The sequence below is a fragment of the Leclercia sp. EC_58 genome (assembly GCF_019584355.1).
Lineage (GTDB): Bacteria > Pseudomonadota > Gammaproteobacteria > Enterobacterales > Enterobacteriaceae > Enterobacter.
Genome location: NZ_VDAM01000001.1, coordinates 2,317,610 through 2,337,220, shown reverse-complemented (window position 1 = coordinate 2,337,220; position 19,611 = coordinate 2,317,610). Strand labels below are relative to the sequence as shown.

The 19,611-nt window shown below is 60.1% G+C and carries 12 protein-coding genes and 2 pseudogenes; 2 read left to right on the top strand and 12 right to left on the bottom strand.

Annotated features, from left to right (window positions below):
* Positions 1 to 137: 137 nt before the first annotated feature.
* The 3 genes from entF to fes are packed head-to-tail and all read right to left on the bottom strand — an operon-like array spanning position 138 to position 5,430.
* On the bottom strand, positions 138 to 4,004 hold the full coding sequence (entF, locus tag FHC51_RS11415; RefSeq protein ID WP_220435575.1) for an enterobactin non-ribosomal peptide synthetase EntF: 3,867 nt from the start codon (positions 4,002 to 4,004) through the stop codon (positions 138 to 140).
* Positions 4,001 to 4,213 carry an MbtH family NRPS accessory protein gene (locus FHC51_RS11410; protein ID WP_103824164.1) on the bottom strand — a complete coding sequence of 71 codons (213 nt, stop codon included), beginning with the start codon at positions 4,211 to 4,213 and terminating at the stop codon, positions 4,001 to 4,003. Before FHC51_RS11410 ends, entF begins: the two co-directional genes overlap by 4 nt.
* A 14-nt stretch (positions 4,214 to 4,227) precedes the next feature.
* Complete coding sequence (gene fes / locus FHC51_RS11405; protein ID WP_220435574.1) at positions 4,228 to 5,430, bottom strand: enterochelin esterase; 1,203 nt, start codon at positions 5,428 to 5,430, stop codon at positions 4,228 to 4,230.
* Between the two features lie 254 nt (positions 5,431 to 5,684).
* On the opposite strand from fes, the gene FHC51_RS11400 reads away from it, so the two are divergent.
* Both FHC51_RS11400 and FHC51_RS11395 read left to right on the top strand, forming a co-directional pair.
* Positions 5,685 to 7,925 (top strand): TonB-dependent siderophore receptor, encoded by a 2,241-nt coding sequence (locus tag FHC51_RS11400; protein WP_114315666.1) that lies wholly within the window; start codon positions 5,685 to 5,687, stop codon positions 7,923 to 7,925.
* A 238-nt stretch (positions 7,926 to 8,163) separates the two neighbouring features.
* Positions 8,164 to 8,427 carry a hypothetical protein gene (locus FHC51_RS11395; RefSeq protein WP_220435573.1) on the top strand — a complete coding sequence of 88 codons (264 nt, stop codon included), beginning with the start codon at positions 8,164 to 8,166 and terminating at the stop codon, positions 8,425 to 8,427.
* A gap of 711 nt (positions 8,428 to 9,138) precedes the next feature.
* Here the strand turns inward: FHC51_RS11395 and fdhF (FHC51_RS11390) are convergent.
* The 9 genes and pseudogenes from fdhF (FHC51_RS11390) to FHC51_RS23230 all read right to left on the bottom strand — a co-directional run.
* Positions 9,139 to 11,286, bottom strand: a complete 2,148-nt coding sequence (gene fdhF / locus FHC51_RS11390; RefSeq protein WP_220435572.1) for a formate dehydrogenase subunit alpha — start codon at positions 11,284 to 11,286, stop codon at positions 9,139 to 9,141.
* 150 nt (positions 11,287 to 11,436) lie between these two features.
* On the bottom strand, positions 11,437 to 12,450 hold the full coding sequence (locus FHC51_RS11385; protein WP_375373821.1) for a HoxN/HupN/NixA family nickel/cobalt transporter: 1,014 nt from the start codon (positions 12,448 to 12,450) through the stop codon (positions 11,437 to 11,439).
* Positions 12,451 to 12,470: 20 nt separating this feature from the next.
* Positions 12,471 to 14,693: a carbamoyltransferase HypF gene (gene hypF / locus FHC51_RS11380; RefSeq protein WP_220435570.1), complete on the bottom strand. Its 2,223-nt coding sequence runs from the start codon at positions 14,691 to 14,693 to the stop codon at positions 12,471 to 12,473.
* Positions 14,694 to 16,844, bottom strand: coding sequence for a formate dehydrogenase subunit alpha (gene fdhF / locus FHC51_RS11375; protein WP_220435569.1), 2,151 nt, complete (start codon positions 16,842 to 16,844; stop codon positions 14,694 to 14,696).
* 37 nt (positions 16,845 to 16,881) lie between these two features.
* Positions 16,882 to 17,427, bottom strand: a complete 546-nt coding sequence (hydN, locus tag FHC51_RS11370) for an electron transport protein HydN (RefSeq protein WP_114315672.1) — start codon at positions 17,425 to 17,427, stop codon at positions 16,882 to 16,884.
* A gap of 158 nt (positions 17,428 to 17,585) precedes the next feature.
* On the bottom strand, positions 17,586 to 18,065 hold the full coding sequence (locus FHC51_RS11365; protein ID WP_114387711.1) for a type VI secretion system tube protein TssD: 480 nt from the start codon (positions 18,063 to 18,065) through the stop codon (positions 17,586 to 17,588).
* Positions 18,066 to 18,281: 216 nt separating this feature from the next.
* Positions 18,282 to 18,971, bottom strand: a complete 690-nt coding sequence (locus tag FHC51_RS11360) for a hypothetical protein (RefSeq protein ID WP_220435568.1) — start codon at positions 18,969 to 18,971, stop codon at positions 18,282 to 18,284.
* A gap of 461 nt (positions 18,972 to 19,432) precedes the next feature.
* Positions 19,433 to 19,528, bottom strand: a pseudogene (locus tag FHC51_RS11355) (IS1 family transposase); the annotation flags it as partial.
* Positions 19,522 to 19,587 (bottom strand): annotated as a pseudogene (locus FHC51_RS23230) (IS1 family transposase); the annotation flags it as partial. The pseudogenes FHC51_RS11355 and FHC51_RS23230, both read right to left, overlap by 7 nt.
* Between the last annotated feature and the right edge of the window lie 24 nt (positions 19,588 to 19,611).

The following is a 19,611-nucleotide window of genomic DNA, read 5'->3' as shown; positions in this document are numbered from 1 at the left end:
CCTTACCCGGCCTACAAAACCACTGCGGTCTGAACCTGTGCCTCAATACCGGGTGGCGGCTGCGCCTTACCCGGCCTACAAAACCCTTATGGCACGAACCGTAGGCCCGGCAAGCGTAGCGCCGCCGGGCATTGTGGCTACCCCAATATTTCCTTCAACACCGGGCCGATTTGCTCAAACGCCTGCGGGGAGATGATCTCCACGTGGGCGCAATCCTGATGGTAGACCTCTAACTCCCCTACCCACGGCGCCCAAGCCTTGTGGGGATCCATCGTTCGTGTGCGTTCAGCGACAAACAGCGTCGCTTTGCCGTCAAAGGTCGAGCTGTGCGCCGTGGTCAACAGGCGCACCGCATCGGCGTAGTTACCCTCGATGGCGCTAAACAGCTCCCCGGATGTTTGCCCCTGCTGGGCGGCGAGGAACGCCTGTCGCTCACGCTCGATCTCCGCTAAGACCTCAGGATCCAGGCCGTTGGCCTCTTTTTCGGACCAGTTTTGCGTCTCGGGCGGCCAAGTGTCGAGCAGCCCCAGAAACGCCACCTCTTCTCCCTGCGCGCGCAGGCGGGCGGCGATCCCCTGGGCCAGGGTGCCGCCCAGCGAATAGCCGAACAGATAATAAGGTCCGTGCGGCTGTTGAGCGCGGAGCGTCGCCAGATGGTGCTCGATCACCTCGTCCAGGGTAGCGCCGTTTTGCATCGGCCCCGGGCGCGGCGACTGAATGCCCGTGATCGACCAGCGCGGACTCAGGTAGCGGGCCAGGACGCTGAACTGCCAGGCAAAACCGGAGGCGGGATGGAAGCAGAAGAGCGTCGGGCCGTGGCTTTCGCGCAAGGGCAATATCGTCTCATAACCCAGACGCTGAGCCTGCTCGTCGCTGATGTCGGATGCCAGTAAGGCGCTCAGCTTGCCCACCGTCGGGGCCACCATCACCTGGCCGGGGGTCACCTGACGGGCAAAGTGACGGCTGAGGCTGGCGGCAAGACGCATCGCCAGCAGCGAGTGGCCGCCGAGGGCGAAGAAATCCGCCTCGATGTCGTTAATCTCACACCCCAGCAGGGCGGAAAACGCCGCGGCAATGGTCCATTCGGTGTCGGTTTCCGGCGGGCGCCCCTGGGCTTTAACCGTCAGTTCCGGCAGTGGCAGCGCCTTGCGATCCAGCTTGCCGTTGGCGCTGAGCGGCAGGTCACTGAGCTGCAATAACACTACAGGCACCATGTGTGGCGGCAGTTGAGTTTTAAGGGTATTTAACAGCGCATCGCGATCCAGCGGCAGGCCGGATTCCGAAACCACGTAGCCCACCAGTTGCCGAGCATCGCCGCCGGTATCTGCCGCCTGATTGATGACGCAGGCATGGGTTACCGCCTGGGCCACGTCCGGCAGGGTCAGCATTGCCCGGTCGATTTCACCCAGCTCGATGCGCTGGCCGCGAATTTTCAGCTGATCGTCGCTGCGGCCTAAATACTCCACCGCGCCGTTATCCAGCCAGCGGGCCACGTCCCCGGTGCGGTACATGCGCTCACCGGGGGCAAAGGGATCGGCGATAAAACGGCTGGCGGTCAGATCCGGCCGGCCCAGATAGCCCTGCGCCAGCTGGATGCCGGTGAGATACAGATCCCCCGCCACGCCGAACGGCACCGGGCGCATCATCCCATCCAGAATGCGCAGGCCGGTATTCCACACCGGGAAACCAATCGGCACGCTATTACCTGTCACCCGTGCCAGTTCCGGGCCATATGCCGGATACCAGCTGACATCCACCGCCGCTTCGGTGGGGCCATAGAGATTATGCAGCGGCACCGCCGTGAGCTGCTCCCACTCCCGGCACAGGACGGTGGGCAGGGCTTCGCCGCTACAAAACACCTGCTTCAGGCTGGCGCAGCAGGCAACATTTTCCGGGGTCAGCGACGCGACAAAGGCCGCTAACATCGACGGCACAAAGTGGGTGGTGGTGACGCCATATTTCCCGAAGAATTCCTGCATCGCCAGCGGATCGCGGTGCGCCTCCGGCTCGGCCATCACCAGCTTCGCCCCGGCGATAAACGGCCACCAGAACTCCCATACCGAGACGTCAAAGCTGCACGGCGTTTTTTGCGCCACCACGTCTGCGGCGGTGAGCGGGTAGTGGTTTTGCATCCACAGCAGGCGGTTGACGATGGCGGTCTGGCCCACCATCACCCCTTTAGGCCGCCCTGTCGAGCCAGAGGTAAAGATGATATAGGCGGTCTGTTCCGGCCTGCTCAGGTGCAGAGGTGTGGCGTCCGCCGCAGGCAATAGTATGTTGTAACTAAGAATCGCCACCGGCAGATGATCGAAGCGCGGGCTCTGGTCGTCGGTAGTGATCAGCAGCGAGGGTTGCGCATCCTCGATCATCATCTGCAGGCGATCGTCGGGATAGCCGGTGTCCAGCGGCAGCCACGCGGCCCCCACTTCGACAATGGCATGCAGGGCCAGGGTCAGGAATACCGAACGCGGGAGCGCCACCGCCACGCTGTCGCCGGGCTTCACCCCGCGCTCGCGCAGGAGATGCGCCAGGGCCACCACCTGCTCGCGCATCTGGCGGTAGGTGAGATTGTATTGCGCATCGGCCAGCGCCGGGGCGTCCGGGGTTTTCGCCGCCTGCTCCGCCACCAGCCCGCTCAGGGTGGTGGGCGGCAGCGGAACCGCTGTCTGGTTAATCTTTTCCAGTTGCTGATATTCAGCGTCAGAGACCGTTTCGGCCTCGCCGCAGCGCAGGTCGCTGTTAGCGGCAAACTGCGCCAGCAGCCCGTGCAGGCGTTCGACGTGGCGCACCAGGGTGGCCTCGTCGTAACGCTGTTTATTGGCGAGGATCTCAATGCTCAGCCCGCCCTGCTCGTCCGGGAACAGTGCTATCTCCAGATCGTTGACCGGGCCGGTGGCGAGGGTATGGGTCACCGCCTGTACGCCGTCGATATCCAGCTGATAGTCGAAGACCTTGACGTTAAACACCGGGCCAAACAGCGCCTCGTCACTGGCGGCACGCCCACTGTCGCGGACGATCTGCTCGGCGTCGTAACGCTGGTGACGGCGCATCTTTTTCATCTGCCCGGCCAGGCGCTGGGCCAGTTCCGGCAGCGTCTCCTGCGGGTTGATGTTCACCGCCAGCGGCAGCACGTTCAGTACCGGGCCGGTGGCGGTCAGCGCCGCGGAGCCCATCCGGCGCATAAAGATAAACCCGGCGGCGTAGCTCATCCGTCCTGTCAGGCGGGCGAGCCAGAGGGCCACCAGGGCCAGGGCAAGGTCGGTGCGCTGGCTCTGGCTGTTATTCGCCAGCTGGCTGAAGGCGTGGCGATCGGCGTTCAGCTTCAGTCGCAGAATATCAGTTGTGGCGGCGCGCCCCGGCAGCGGCGCGCTGGAGAGCGACACCGGCGGCGGCAGCTGCCTGCGCTGCTCCGCCCAGAAGGCGCCGTCGCGGGCGTATGCGTCGCTCTGCTGGTAGCGCTGATACTCCTCCACCACTTCAGCAAAGGGGGTAAACGGCGATTCCGGCGTGGTTTCCCCCTTAGACCAGGCGCGATAAATCGCGGCGATCTGTCGGGTAATGGCGGGGAAACTGAAGCCATCCACCACTAAGTGGTGATAGCGCTGATACCAGTACCAGCGGTTATCCGCCACCTGAAGCAGCAGGTGGAAGGCTAGCGGCTGGCCGCTGTCGACGCGCAGGTTCTGGTTGAGGTCGGCCTGCATGGTTGCCAACGCGGCGGCATGCGGCTCGGCGTGGTGGCGCAGGTCGATAATCTGCGGTTCCGGCAGGGTAGCACTCTCGTCCACCCACTGCCCGATCTCGCCGTTATCCTCGGTAAACCGCATACGCAGGGTATCGGCCTGCATCATGCCCGCCACCACCGCTTTCGCCAGCAATGGCGCATCCACCGGGCCGGTCAGCTCGACATAGTGGGCCACGCTCCAGGCGTTGGGCAGGTCGGAGAGCTGTTCCGCCATCCAGATCCCCGGCTGGGCCGCCACGAGAGGGTGTTTTATGCTCATGGAGTCACCTGTGCAAAATGGGCCGGGATCAGGGTTTGCCAGTGGGCCGCCAGCCACTGCTGACAGGCTTCCTGCGACTGTGCCTCACACACCACGTGCCAGCCGTCGGGCAAGACGCACTGCTGCGGCCAGAGGCTGTACTGATCCTGGGCGTTTTGCACAATGGTGAACAGACCCTGCGAATCGTCGAAGGGGTTACTGAATTCCATACCAGACTCCATTATTAAATAAGCGGCTGCCAGAGAGTCATCAGCCCCTGCGTCAGCCCTCCCCGCCAGCAAAGTGCATCATGTCCGCCGTCCACCGGACGCCAGAAAACCGGCTGCTGTGTCTGCTGTAGCTCGGCATACAGCGCCTGACAGGCGCGAAAAATCAGCGGTTCACGTCGCCCCGCCTCAAGGACGATGCGCAGCCCCTGCGCTGAAAGTTGTTGATTTTTAAGTTGTTCGATGATCACGCCATCCTGCTTGCCGCCGCGATGTGGCCACCAGAACGACCCCGACTGGCTGAGTACGCAGCCAAAGCGCTGGGGCCAGTGCAGCCCGGCATAGAGCGCCGAGAGGCCGCCAAAGCTCTGCCCGGCGACCACGGTGCGATCGGCGCGGTCGCTGAACGGCTCCAGCGCCTGCACCTGCGGCAGTAGCTCCTCCTGAACGGCGAGCCAGAAATCGGGATTGCAGGGCAGCTCGCGGCTGCGATGGTCGGTGTCGATGACGTCGATCAGCACGTAGACCGCAGGCGGCAGCTGGCCATCGAGGGTGAGCGCCGTCAGCGCGGGCCAGACCGGCATGCTCTCGGCCCAGAACTGCCCGTCGAGCAACACCGCCAGTGGACGTTCCTGCGGATTCTGTTCGCCGGTAGTGAAGATCCATACCCGGCGGGTGTTGCCGAGCCTTGCGCTCTGCCAGGTGATGCACTGCGCCGGTTGATACGGGGTATCCGGCCGATCCCAGCCAGGCTGTAGCGGCGCCTCGGGCATTTCGAGAGCCGAGACCGGATGGCCGCGTCCGCCGCGCCAGTGCTGCGGGTTACGCGGATCGGCGATGGCCTTTGGCAGCAGCCTGCGCCAGCCTTCGCGCAGGGCCATGCGGTCCGGGGGATCGCTGGCAAACACCGCATCCGCAAAGTCGTCGTCGCGTTCAGAGGGGATAAAACAGTAGCTGCCGCGCCAGTGGGGGCTGAACTCGCCCTGCCACTGCCAGACGTCGGTTCCGTCAATGCGCTCCAGCGTCTGGGGGCGGGCGTTATGGTGGTGATCGGTCACGCCGGTGATATAGAGCCAGACCCTTTTTAGCGGCGAGGTCTGCTCTGTGCCCTGCGGGTCGCGCCAGCAGAACGTCACCCGATAATGATCCCCCTCCCGCACCCGGTCGGGCCCCTGTTTCGACTGCCACCAGGCATCACTTCCCGTTTCCAGCGTCGTCACCGATTCAACCCCATGATTTGTTCTGAATTGTTGATTAAAGATAAACAATATCGATAATATTATTGATAACTATTTGCATTTGCAATAGCGTATGGGCGCGCTGTGGGAAGCGCGAACAGTTAATAACCATGCTCTGCGCTGCGTACTGACTCAGGATCGAGGGGTTTTCGCAGACTGCGGGCGATATCCTTCCGCCGCCTCACCCATTCGGGACGGAGCCATGAGGCATGCGGCATCGAAAAGCAGGACATACAATGAATAATAAGCTTCACTCGCTGACCTTACTGGTCAATCTGGGAATTTACGGTGTGGCACTGCCTGCGATGGCAGCCGAAACCGCCGGGCACGAAGATACCATGGTGATCACCGCCGCCGAGCAGAACCTGCAGGCGCCGGGCGTCTCCACCATTACCGCGGATGAGATCCGTAAAAACCCGTCGGCGCGCGATGTGTCGGAGATCATCCGCACCATGCCGGGCGTTAACCTGACCGGTAACTCCACCAGCGGCCAGCGCGGCAACAATCGCCAGATTGATATCCGCGGCATGGGCCCGGAAAACACCCTGATCCTGATTGACGGTAAGCCGGTGACCAGCCGCAACTCCATCCGTCTGGGCTGGCGCGGCGAGCGTGACACTCGCGGCGACACCGGCTGGGTGCCGCCAGAGATGATCGAGCGTATCGAAGTGATCCGTGGCCCGGCGGCGGCGCGTTACGGTAACGGCGCGGCAGGTGGCGTGGTGAACATCATCACCAAAAAGGTCAGCAACGAGTGGCATGGCTCCTGGAACACCTACCTGAATGCCCCGGAGCACAACGAAGAAGGCTCCACCAAACGCACCAACTTCAGCCTGAGCGGCCCGCTGAGCGACGCGTTCAGCTTCCGTCTGTATGGCAACCTGGATAAAACCCAGGCCGACGCCTGGGATATCAACCAGGGCCATCAGTCTGAACGTACCGGCGCCTATGCCGACACGCTGCCCGCCGGACGTGAAGGCGTGGAGAATAAAGACGTGAACGGCGTGCTGCGCTGGGAGTTTGCCCCGATGCAGGCCCTGCAGTTCGAAGCGGGCTACAGCCGCCAGAACAACCTCTATGCCGGGGATACCCAGAACACCAACAACGACAACAGCAGCAACGGGCTGGTGAAGAAAAATTATGGCAAAGAGACCAACCGGATCTATCGCCAGAACTTCGCCCTGACCTGGACCGGCGGCTGGGATAACGGCATCACCACCAATAACTGGGCGCAGTACGAGCACACCCGCAACTCCCGTCTCGGCGAGGGGCTGGCGGGCGGTCTGGAGGGACTGTTCAACAGCGATAAGTTCACCGACACAGACCTCTCCGACGTGATGCTGCACAGTGAGATCAACCTGCCGATCGACTTTATCGTCAACCAGAACCTGACCCTGGGCGCCGAGTGGGATCAGCAGCGGATGAAGGATATGTCCTCCAACGGCCAGGCCCTGCAGGGCGGCGCCATTGCGGGAATGAGCGATAATCGCAGCCCTTACTCCGATGCGGAAATTTTCTCCCTGTTCGCTGAAAACAACATGGAGCTGACCGACACCACCATGCTGACCCCGGCGCTGCGCTTCGATCATCACTCCATCGTCGGCAACAACTGGAGCCCGTCCCTGAACCTTTCCCAGGGGCTGGGAGATGATTTCACCCTGAAGATGGGCATCGCCCGGGCCTATAAAGCGCCGAGCCTCTACCAGACCAACCCGAACTACCTGCTCTACAGCAAGGGCCAGGGCTGCTATGCCAGCGCCGACGGCGTGGGCTGCTACATGCTGGGTAACGAAGATCTGAAAGCGGAAACCAGCATCAACAAAGAGATTGGTCTGGAGTGGAAACGCGACGGCTGGCTGGCGGGCGTGACCTGGTTCCGCAACGACTACCGCGACAAGATTGAAGCGGGCTATGCGCCGATCGGCCAGACCTCTGCCGGGAGAACCCGCACTGATATTTATCAGTGGGAAAACGTGCCGAAGGCGGTAGTTGAAGGGCTGGAAGGCACCCTGAATGTGCCGGTCAGCGACGCCATCAACTGGACCAACAACATTACCTATATGCTGCAAAGCAAGAACAAGGAGACCGGCGACCGTCTGTCGATCATCCCGGAGTATACGCTGAACTCCACCCTGAGCTGGCAGGTGCAGCAGGATGTGTCGTTGCAGTCGACCTTTACCTGGTACGGCAAGCAGCAGCCGAAGAAGTACAACTACAAAGGTCAGCCGGTGAGCGGCTCTGAGAAAGACGAAGTGAGCCCGTACAGCATCGTCGGCCTGAGCGCGACCTGGGATGTGACGAAATACGTGAGCCTGACCGGGGGCGTGGATAACGTCTTCGATAAACGCCAGTGGCGTGCGGGGAATGCCCAGACGACGGGGAATGCGACGACGGGGGCGTATATGTATGGTGCGGGGGCGTATACCTATAATGAACCGGGACGGACGTGGTTTATGAGTGTGAATACGCGGTTCTGATAGTTTGTCGGGTGGGGGAACATGTGGCGGTGGAGGTGGTTCCGTTCACCATACTTTCCTTGCTTCTCTGTAAACCACGTCACCCGTGAACGTGTTAAGGGGGCTATCGCCGCCCCCTTAACAATCCCGGCTCCCGGCAAGAAAATCGCCGCTTCGCGGTGCCCTCAGCTTATTCCTTCAGGCTTTCGGGTCGGGCACCAGCCTGCATCCCTGCAGGCTATGCCCTCTCGGCGCATCCATGCGCCTCGCCCCGGCCTTCCGGAAACGCTTCGGCGATTTTCAGCCGGACCAGGAAGCCGCTGTAAGGCCTTTGTTTTTTGTTATTTCTTCATCGCTGTTTTTTTGGTTTTGTAGGCCGGGTAAGGCGAAGCCGCCACCCGGCGTTGATGTCGTGCTGCGCCCACGCCCGGCGGCGCTACGCTTGCACGGGCCTACAAAAACACAAAACCAGCACCAGCACCAGCACCAGCACCAGCAAAATCACAGCACTGAAGAATCGTAAAAAGAATAAATGACTCACAGCGACGCCCGTGTCCGGCTGAAAATCGCTGAGGCGTTGACCGCAGGCCGGGGCGAGGCGCAGGGACGCGCCGAGAGGGGGCGACCTACAGGGATGTAGGATCGCCCCCGACCCGAAAGCCGAAGGGAATAAGCCGAAGGGACCGCGTAGCGGCGATTTTCCTGGCCGGGAGCCGGGGTTGCCAGGGGGGAGGCGGCGAGCCCCCCTGGCACGTTCACAGGTGACGTGGTTAACAAAGAAGCAGCGAACGTATGGTGAACGGAACCCCCTCCACCGCCACTTATTCCGCCACCCAAGCCCAGCCCCCGCCCGGCGGCGCTACGCTTGCACGGGCCTACAAAACACAAAACCTGCACCAGCAAAATCACAGCACTGAAGAATCGTAAAAAGAATAAATGACTCACGGCGATGCCCGTGTCCGGCTGAAAATCGCTGAGGCGTTGACCGCAGGCCGGGGCGAGGCGCAGGGACGCGCCGAGAGGGGGCGACCTACAGGGATGTAGGATCGCCCCCGACCCGAAAGCCGAAGGGAATAAGCCGAAGGGACCGCGTAGCGGCGATTTTCCTGGCCGGGAGCCGGGGTTGCCAGGGGGGAGGCGGCGAGCCCCCCTGGCACGTTCACGAGCGACGTGGTTAACAGAGAAGCAGCGAACGCAAGGTGAACGGAACCACCACAGCATCCGCATGTTCCCCTCAACCCATTGCCATCTCCCTAAGATGCTTCTTCAGCTTATGATACTCATCAATCACATACTGTTCCGCAGCCTGCTGGTCAGCAATCGCCTCCACGCGCACGGCGCAATACTTATACTCCGGCGTTTTGGTAATCGGGCTCAGGTTCTCCGTCACCAGCTCATTACAAGCCCCGATCCACCACTGATAGGTCATATAGACCGCCCCTTTGTTCGGACGATCGCTCACCTGCGCGCGGGTGATGACTTTGCCTTTACGCGACGTCACCCACACCAGCGCTTCATCCTCGATGCCCAGACGTGCGGCGTCCGCCGTGTTGATCTGCGCATAGCCCGGTTCATCGGCCAGCGCCGCCAGCGCCGCACAGTTCCCGGTCATCGAGCGGCACGAGTAGTGCCCCACTTCACGCACGGTTGAGAGCACCAGCGGATACTCCTCCGTCAGCTTGTCGATCGGCGCAACCCAGTCGCAGGTATAGAGCTGCCCCAGCCCGTTCGGGGTGGAGAATTCCTTCTCGAACAGGTAATCGGTCCCCTGATCGGCCTCGGACTCGTCCCGGCACGGCCACTGGATATAGCCCAGCTCGCCCATCTTCTCGTAGGTGGCACCATAGAAATCCGGACACAGATGACGCAGCTCATCCCAGATCTCCTGGGTGTTGTTGTAGTGCATCGGGTAGCCCATCCGCGTGGCAATTTCGCTGATGATCTGCCAGTCCGTTTTCAGATCCCACTTCGGCTCAACCGCTTTAAAGAAGCGCTGGAAACCGCGGTCAGCAGCGGTGTAGACCCCTTCGTGCTCACCCCAGGAGGTGGACGGCAGGATCACATCCGCGGCGGCGGCGGTCTTGGTCATAAAGATATCCTGCACAATGACCAGTTCCAGCCCCTCAAACGCCTTACGCACCGCAGAGAGCTCGGCGTCCGTCTGGAGCGGATCTTCTCCCATGATGTACGCGGCGCGCACTTCCCCGTGGGCCACCCGGTGAGGCAGTTCGCTGATGCGATACCCGGTATGGGCCGGCAGTGAATCCACGCCCCAGGCTTTGGCAAACTTGGCCCGGTTTTCCGGGTTATTGATGTACTGATAGCCCGGATAGGTATCCGGCAGCGCACCCATATCACACGCGCCCTGCACGTTGTTCTGTCCGCGCACCGGGTTCACCCCTGCATACGGTTTGCCGAGGTTGCCGGTCAGCAGCGCCAGGCTGGTGAGCGACCGCACGGTTTCCACGCCCTGGTAGAACTGGGTCACGCCCATGCCCCAGAGGATCGCCGCGTTTTCAGCCGCCGCGTACATCCGCGCCGCCTGGCGGATCTCCGCCGCGCTGACCCCGGTGATCTCTTCAACGGATTCCGGCGTATAGCCTTCGACGATCTTACGATACTCCTCGAAGCCCTCGGTACGCGCCGCCACAAAGGCGCGGTCGTAAAGTTCTTCTTCAATAATCACATGCCCCATCGCGTTAAGCAGTGCGATGTTGGAGCCGTTTTTCAGGGCCAGGTGCATATCGGCGATGCGCGCGGTTTCGATCTTGCGCGGATCGCAGACGATAATCTTCGCCCCGTTGCGTTTGGCCTTGATCACGCGGTTCGCCACGATAGGGTGCGAATCCGCCGGGTTGTAGCCAAAAATAAAGACCATGTCCGCTTTTTCAATGCCGACAATGGAGTTGCTCATAGCGCCGTTACCGACCGACTGGTGCAGACCTGCAACCGATGGGCCGTGTCAGACGCGCGCGCAGCAGTCGACGTTGTTGGTGCCGACTGCCGCGCGGGCAAATTTTTGCATAATGTAGTTGGTTTCATTCCCGGTACCGCGGGATGAACCGGTGGTCATGATCGCGTCCGGGCCGTGCTCAGCCTTAATGGCGCTGAGCTTGCTGGCAACATAGTCCAGCGCTTCGTCCCAGGAGACGGCTTCCAGCTTGCCGCCGCGCTGGCGACGGATCATTGGCGTCTTCAGGCGCGGGGTGAGAATTTTGGTGTCGTTGATAAAATCCCAGCCGTAATACCCCTTCAGGCAGAGATCGCCCTGGTTGGTTTTACCCTGTGCTGCTTCAGCCTTGACGACTTTGCCGTTATTGACCACCAGGTTGATTTTGCAACCCGATGCGCAATAGGGGCAAACCGTGACGACTTTCTTCATCGGTGTTACTCCGTTGGTAATATGTCCCCAGCGGTATACATTAACTATGCCAGTCTGAAATATAAAATTAAGTCATTGAAAATAAGAGGAATAAATGGCGGGGAGTGGTCCGTTCGTCAAAAGTGTCATGACGAACGGACAGCGATGACGTTAGCGTACGACCAGGGCGTCGTAGCCTTTAAAGCGGTAGTTGATTAACGAGATAACCCAGCAGGCGACAAACAGCCCGACCACGATAAACCCGGCATTGCCGAGATTATCGTTCAGCGCCGCGACGCCGTTCCACAGGCCACCTTCAAGGCCCAGCTTATCTGCCAGCAGGCCCAGCGCTTCCAGCCCGCCGATAAACAGCGCCACCACCACCGAGGTGCCGGTGATGGTCATATTGTAATAGAGCTTGCGCTGGGGCTTGTTGAAGGCCCAGCCGTATGCGCCCACCATAATCAGGTTATCGAGGGTGTCGATCAGCGCCATGCCGCTGGTGAACAGCAGCGGGAAGACCATGATCGCCCACACCGACATGCCGCTGGAGGCACCCGCCGCGGAGATCCCCAGCACCCCGATCTCGGTGGCGGTATCAAAACCGAGGCCAAACAGGAAGCCCACCAGATACATGTGCCAGCTGCGGGTGACCAGGCGAAACGCCGAGCGGAACAGCCAGTTCATCACCCCGCCGCGGGCAAACGACACCGTTTCCGGCACGCTTTCGCCGCGCTTCATTTTGTTAAAGCTGCCCCAGACGTCGCGCAGAATAACCAGGTTGACCAGCGCCATCGCCAGCAGGAAGAAGGCGGAGACCGCCGTGCCGATGGTGCCGCCGGTTTCGTGGAACCATGCCATATTGCGGCTGAACGCCGTAGCGGTGGCGGCGATGGCAATGGAGGCCAGCACCACAATCGTCGAATGCCCCAGCGAGAACCAGGCCCCCACGCCGCAGGGACGCTTGCCCTGCTGCATCATCTTGCGGGTGACGTTATCGATGGCGGCAATGTGGTCGGCATCCACTGCGTGGCGCAGGCCATAGCACCAGGCCAGCAGGCTCGCCGCCAGCAGCGACGGCGTGGCGTGAAAGAGGTAGAACGCCAGTCCCCAGGCGAGAATATTGGTTGCGATTAACGCCAGCATCAGCGCCATGGCTTTGGGATGGTTATTGAAATATTTCATGTACATAGTCAGATCCAGATTCAAAGAAAAGTCGCGGCGGCAATCACTGCCTGCCCAAAAGCCACCGCCCCGTCACCGGCGGGAAGCCGCCCGGGAAACAGCACGGTAAAATCGCTCAGCCAGAACTGCAGACGCTCGCGCAGCAGGCGGTTGTGCAGCACCCCGCCGCTGCAGACAACGGTGGAGAGCGCCAGCCGCCGGGCATGTTCGCCCGCAAGGGTCGCCAGCCCTTGGGCCAGCGCGTCGTGAAAGGCCCACGCCCGGGCGTTGTCCGGCGCCTGCCAGCTAAGCCACTGGCGCCAGAAGGTGGCCATATCCAGCTCGCCGTTGCGCACCGGCATCGTGACCGGGTGGCTTTGCGGCGCGGCGCTCAGGGCCAGGGCTTCCAGCCGACAGGCGGCCTCCCCTTCGTAGCTGATCTGTTCCGGGGCGCAGTTGAGCGCCACGGCCACGGCGTCAAACAGCCGCCCGGCGGAGGAGGCCTGCGGCGCATTCACCCCGCGTTCAACCGCCCGGGCCAGCGGCTGCCAGGGTTTGTTCAGAAGGAGGGCGGCCTGCGGCAGCGTCCGCCACTCGGGGACAAACGCCTGCCACTGGGCCAGCAGGTTGCGCCAGGGCTGGCGCGCCGCCAGATCGCCGCCGGGCAGCGCCACCGCCGGTAGCCCACCCAGCTTTTCGCAGGTGCGGTAGTTCACCCGCAGGCACTCCCCGCCCCACAGCGCGCCGTTTTCCCCCTGACCGATACCGTCCAGCACCAGGGCGATGAGATCCCCGCCGTCCCGCGGCCAGCCGTGTTCTGCCATGCAGGCCGCAGCGTGGGCGTGATGATGCAGCACCTGATGCTGCGGATAGGGCATCTGCTGACCGAGCTGCGTGGCGCGGTATCCAGGGTGGGCGTCGGTCACCACCCGCTCAGGGATAAACTGCCAGATGTCCTGAATGGTGGTCAGAGCCTGCTGCCACTGACGTTCGGCATCGTCATCATGCAGATCCCCCAGATGCTGGCTCAGCACCGCCTGGCCGCCGCGCACCAGGCAGAAGGTATTTTTACGATCCGCCCCCAGGCAGAGCAGCGAAGGCGCCTGTTCAAAACCGGGCGGCAGGGGCAGCGCATCCGGCACAAAGCCTCTGGCGCGGCGCAGCATTTCCCCGCTGGCGCGCATCACCGAGTCGTCCATGCGCTGGACGATATCGCGGTTATGCAGCAGCCAGCCGTCGGCGATCCCGGCGAGATCGCGCAGCGCCTGCGCGTTGGTGAGCGCAGGCGGGCAGCCGTTCAGGTTGCCGGAGGTCATCACCAGGGGGCGATCGAGATCTTGCATCAGCAGGTGCTGGAGCGGATTGGCGGCCAGCATCACCCCCACCTCATTAAGCCCGGGGGCGATGGCCTCGCAGAAGAGAGTGTGTTTTGCCACCAGCACCACCGGCGCGGCCGGGGAGCGCAGCAGCGCCTGCACGTCGTCAGGCAGCCATGCGGCGAGACGCGCGGGGATCATCACCGCCAGCGGCTTGGTCGGGCGGCGTTTACGTTCCCGCAGCCTGTTTACCGCCGCAACGTTTTGCGCATCGCAGGCCAGATGGAAGCCCCCCAGCCCTTTTACCGCCACGATCCCGCCCTGTTTCAGCATCAATACGGCGGCCTTCAGGGCGGCTTCCCGCTCCTCTCGCGCCTCGCCGCACACCCAACTGACCTGCGGCCCACATTCCGGGCAGGCCACCGGCTGGGCGTGAAAGCGCCGGTCCGCCGGGTTGCGGTACTCCGCCTCGCAGGCCGGGCAGAGCGCAAACCCCGCCATGGTGGTGGCCGGGCGATCGTAGGGCATCGCCCGGATAATGGTGAAGCGCGGCCCGCAGTGGGTGCAGTTGATAAACGGGTAGCGGTAGCGGCGCTCGCGCGGGTCGTTCATCTCCGCCAGACAGGCCGGACAGGTAGCGGCATCCGGCACCACCTGGGTGGTCATCTGGCTGTGGGCGCTGGCACGAATGGTAAAATCCACCGGAGGCTGCGCCCAGCGCCAGGGCTGCTCCTGGATATCATCGATACGCGCCAGCGGCGGACAGCCGACGGCAAGCTGGCGGATAAAGGCCTGCGCCCCACCGACGAGACGCACCTCCACCCCTGCCCCGTCGTTGCAGACGTCGCCCCTGAGCCCCAGTTGCTGGGCCACCTGCCAGACCCAGGGGCGGAACCCGACGCCCTGGACTTTACCGCGAATGCGCACCCGCGTGCCGTTTGTACTCATTTAACTCTCCACCGCCTCACGCAGGCGGGTTTTCATGTCGCGATAGGTAGTCTGGGCGTAGCGTTCCGCCCAGGGCTGATCGGCGATGGCCTCGATTTTGACGGCGCAGTATTTGGTTTCCGGCGTTTTCGAGACCGGGTCGAGGTTGTCCTGGGTCAGCTCGTTACAGGCCCCGATCCACCACTGATAGGTCATATACACCGCCCCCTGGTTGATGCGCTCGTTGACGTCCGCCCGGCTGATCACCTTCCCGCGGCGGGAGCTGACCCACACCAGCTGGCGATCCTGAACGCCCAGTTTTGCCGCGTCCTGCGGGTTCATCTGCACAAAGCCCGGCTCGTCCGCCAGGGCCTGCAGCGCGGCGCAGTTGCCGGTCATGGAGCGGCAGGAGTAGTGCCCCACCTCGCGCACGGTGCAGAGCACCAGCGGGTATTCATCGTCTGGCACTTCCGCCGGCTTGCGCCACGGGGCGGCAAAAAGCTGGCCTTTGCCGTTCGGGGTGTCGAAGCGGTTATCCGCATAGAGCCACGGCGTGCCGGGATGGTCGAGGGTCGGGCAAGGCCACTGGATGTGCCCCATCTCGCCCATTTTTTCCCAGGTGACGCCGTAGAAGAGCGGGCAGAGCTCGCGCATCTCGTCCCAGATCTGCTGGTTGTCGCGATAGTGCATCGGGTAGCCCATCTCTGTGGCGATGAGGCTGATGATCTCCCAGTCGCGCTTGACGTTGCCTTTTGGCTCAACGGCTTTTTCAAAGCGCTGGAAGCCGCGGTCGGCACAGGTAAAGACCCCGCCATGCTCGCCCCAGGAGGTGGCGGGCAGCAGCACGTCCGCCGCCTCGGCGGTTTTGGTCATGAAGATGTCCTGCACCACCACAAAATCGAGGGCCGCAAAGCCTTTGCGCACCAGGCCCAGGTCCGCCTCGGTCTGGAGCGGATCTTCGCCCATGATGTAGTACGCTTTGACCTTACCCTCCAGGGCGAGGTGCGGCACCTCGGTGATGCGCACGCCGACCTGGTCATCCATCCGCTGGGGATCGACGCCCCACGCCCGGGCGAACTTCTCCCGCACTTGCGGGTCGGTCACATCCTGATAGCCGGGGAACTGGTTGGGAATGACACCCATGTCGCAGGCCCCCTGGACGTTGTTCTGACCGCGCACCGGGCCGACGCCGCAGTGTTCGCGCCCGAGGTTGCCGGTGAGCAGCGCCAGGGTTGAGAGCCCTTTCACCACGTCCACCGCCTGCCCGAACTGGGTGACGCCCATCCCCCACATCACGGTGGCGGATGGCGCGGCGGCGTAGATGCGCATCGCATCCCGGATCTGCCGGGCGCTGACGCCGGTAATGCCCTCGACGTTTTCCGGGGCGTACTCGCGCACCGTCTCGCGCAGCCTCTCCAGCCCGTCGGTGTAGCGCGCCACGTAGTCGCTGTTGTAGAGGTTCTCCTCCAGCAGCGTATAAATGAAGGCGTTCACCAGCGCCATATTGCAGCCGTTGTTGATCTGCAGATGGCGGTCGGCGATGCGCGCGGTTTCGATTTTGCGCGGATCGCAGACGATCACCTTCGCGCCGTGCTGTTTCGCCTTGATCACCCGCCGGGCGACAATGGGGTGCGAGTCGGCACAGTTGTAGCCGAAGATCAGCAGACATTTTGAGTGCTCGATATCGCTGATGGAGTTGCTCATCGCCCCGTTGCCGAGCGTCTCCTGCAGCCCGGCCACGCTCGGGCCGTGACATACCCGGGCGCAGCAGTCGACGTTGTTGGTGTTAAGCACCCCGCGGGCAAACTTCTGCATCACGTAGTTGGTTTCGTTCCCCGTTCCGCGGGACGAGCCGGTGGTCATAATGGCCCGCGGGCCAAACTTCGCCTTGATCTCCCCCAGCCGCTTCGCGGTGTAGCGAATGGCCTCCTCCCAGGAGACTGGCACAAACTTGCCGCCCTTCTGGTAGCGGATCATCGGCTGCGTGAGGCGTGGCGTCAGGATGCGGGTGTCGTTGAGAAAGTCCCAGCCGTAGTAGCCCTTCAGGCACAGCTGGTTCTGGTTGGTCACCCCCTCTGCCGCTTCGGCACGGACGATTTTGTTGTTCTCAACGACGAGTTTTAATTTGCAGCCCGCACCGCAGTAAGGGCAAACGCTGGTGATTTTTTTCATCAGTAACAGACCTGCTAAAAGTGAAAAGAGAAAATGCTTACAGCATCATGGAAGAGACAGTGTCCAGTGCCGCCCGACGGCGTTTCTCCTGGCTCAGCTGCTCAAGTTTTTGTCTGTCGATGCAGACAATGGCGTTGGTCGGACAGGCCTGCACGCAGGCCGGACCGTCCGGCTGGTGGTAGCAGAGATCGCACTTGTTGGCTTCGGCCTTCTCCGACATCACGTTCAGCCCGCTACCGATGCTGCGTACAACCGGACGCAGGACCACCTCCATCGCGCCGTACGGACAGGCGACCACGCAGGTTTTGCAGCCGATGCAGCGCTCCTGGTGGACGTGAACAAAATCGTTATCGCGGGTGATCGCCCCGTTCGGGCAGACGGTGGCACAGGGAGCATCTTCGCACTGGCGGCACATGGTGGCGGTGGAGACGTTGACGCCTTTAATGACGTGAATACGCGGCAGGAAGTTCTGCGGGGTCAGCGACGCGCAGTCCTGGGTGTCGTGATGGGAAACAACGCAGGCCACTTCACAGGTACGACAGCCGATGCATTTGCTGGCATCGGCAATGATAAAGCGATTCATCCTTTAACTCCGGCTGGGTAATAAGCGGGAGGGGGTATGCATAAATCGCGCCAGAAATTATAGCGTTGAATTTAAAGGGTTTTATTGAGAGGTGTCACTGTCGTCGTCAGAAGTGACGATGACAGGATTGCACTTTTATTTAGAAATGATGAACTCGATCATGCACAGCATCGCTCATTCCATGAGTCACGGTAGATAATATTCCCATCTGTATATTTCCAGGTGATCGCCTCGTAACGTAACTCCAGCGTTTCAAGATGAGTACTACTCATTCCATTCGGAGCCAGATAGGGTGCAACAGTTGTAAATTTCACATTCTCCAGAATGATATTAAAATATTCAGCCTCAATACCTGAATCAATGATTCGGTACATCTTAATTGTGGCTTTCTTCATCGTTCTTCCTTCACATACTGCACGATAAAGAAGCGGCGTGGTCCGGTCGAACTCTTTTACTATAGTGACGGGGCGATGGACACGCGTCCCGGTAAGCTTTCCCAGATTCGGATCCACCGGAATGGTGACACCGTGGGAGAATGACTTAAGCTCAATTGAGCCTAACCGTAGCGGCATAATGCAGCCACCTACAACTGGAGAGCCATTTTCATCTTCAAGCCATAAATGGGCGGGTGTAGACATATAACGTCCTTATTATTTCAAAAATTTAAATTGAGCTTTACCACTTAATGAAAATTAGAACAACTAAAAAAAACACAGGTATAGGCCATAAAGGACCGTTTGGAAAAAAATGTATCAGCACCAATGCGAATAATATTGTTAAAATGGACGGACCATAGTAAGAGAGTAAAGACTTAAATATCCGCCTGAATATTCTATATATTATATTAATCATGGTTAACTAATCATCTTAGTGATGATATCAGCTATATCGCTATCCGATGTTGAATGAGAGAATGCTCCGGCTCGTTCAAATAATGGTTCTACCAGGAAATACATCATTTCAAGCTCCCGTGAGCACAACGCTGCGTAATAGGCTGGATAGATATATTTCAGACGTTGCGCACTGTCGGCCGCTTTCTGCACGACGCCATACATACCCACAACGGCAACAACTCCTCCGGCCTTACCGCCAACCGACGCACTCATTTCAAGACTTAAGTTCATACCAATAGCGACACAGTAAGCGACCGCTAGCGCGAATCCTGCGCTGGTGAGAGCATTTGCGTCAATATGAACGTTAACCGCCATTAACTTACGCTTGATATTCTCTAACTGCTCAGACGTTTTGTACTGAAATATATCATTGAAATAAATACGAAGCATTTCACAGGCAATATCATTGTTCTGAAAGACCTGTACAACGCCATTTGCAAAACGAACATCTTCATTCTTTTGGTTTCTACAAACATCCTGATAATCATCTGTAAAATAGGATGTGTAATAAAGGGCTCGTTTAGCACCTGCGCCTATGGTTTCTATCTGCGTGGAAACCACTTCTCTAACGCCTGTTAGCGCACGATCGAGCTTTAACGCAAGAATATTGTTTGCTTGTAAATAGCTAATAACGTCATTGTTATAATTCATAGCCGCCCTGGCAATTTAGCTTAAGTCAACCCAGCGAGTATAAGAGGTAAAATTTAATGAGTAAATAAGCAAATTATATTTTGCATCTAATAAGTTCATAAGAGAACTTTTAAACGTTCTGGGTAATAGTTATGGCATTTATAGGGGCTGTCATCGACATAAGTAACGATGACAGTTTTGATATTTTCGCTGCGGATGTTAAAGGGGCAGGAAATATCATTTTCATGATAAGCAATAGTATCAACATCGTAGGCCGGGCAAGCGAAGCGCGCCCGGCATAGACTTTCTGGAAAGTGCCTCGCAACCTCTAAATTAACCTTATCCAATTCATGGTTAACGCTTTTATAACTGTAATCAGGCTCGTAGAGTGACTGCGTTGCGGCAAATCCACAATCGGTCGCAGGAACCCGTATTCTACATAGCGATATTTATAAGTCGCAGCAGCGGGTAATGACTCCAACTTACTGATAGTGTTTTATGTTCAGATAATGCCCGATGACCTTGTCATGCAGCTCCACCGATTTTGAGAACGACAGTGACTTCCGTCCCAGCCTTGCCTACGCACCACGCCTTCAGTAGCGGAGCAGGAAGGACATCTGATGGAAATGGAAGCCACGCAAGCACCTTAAAATCACCATCA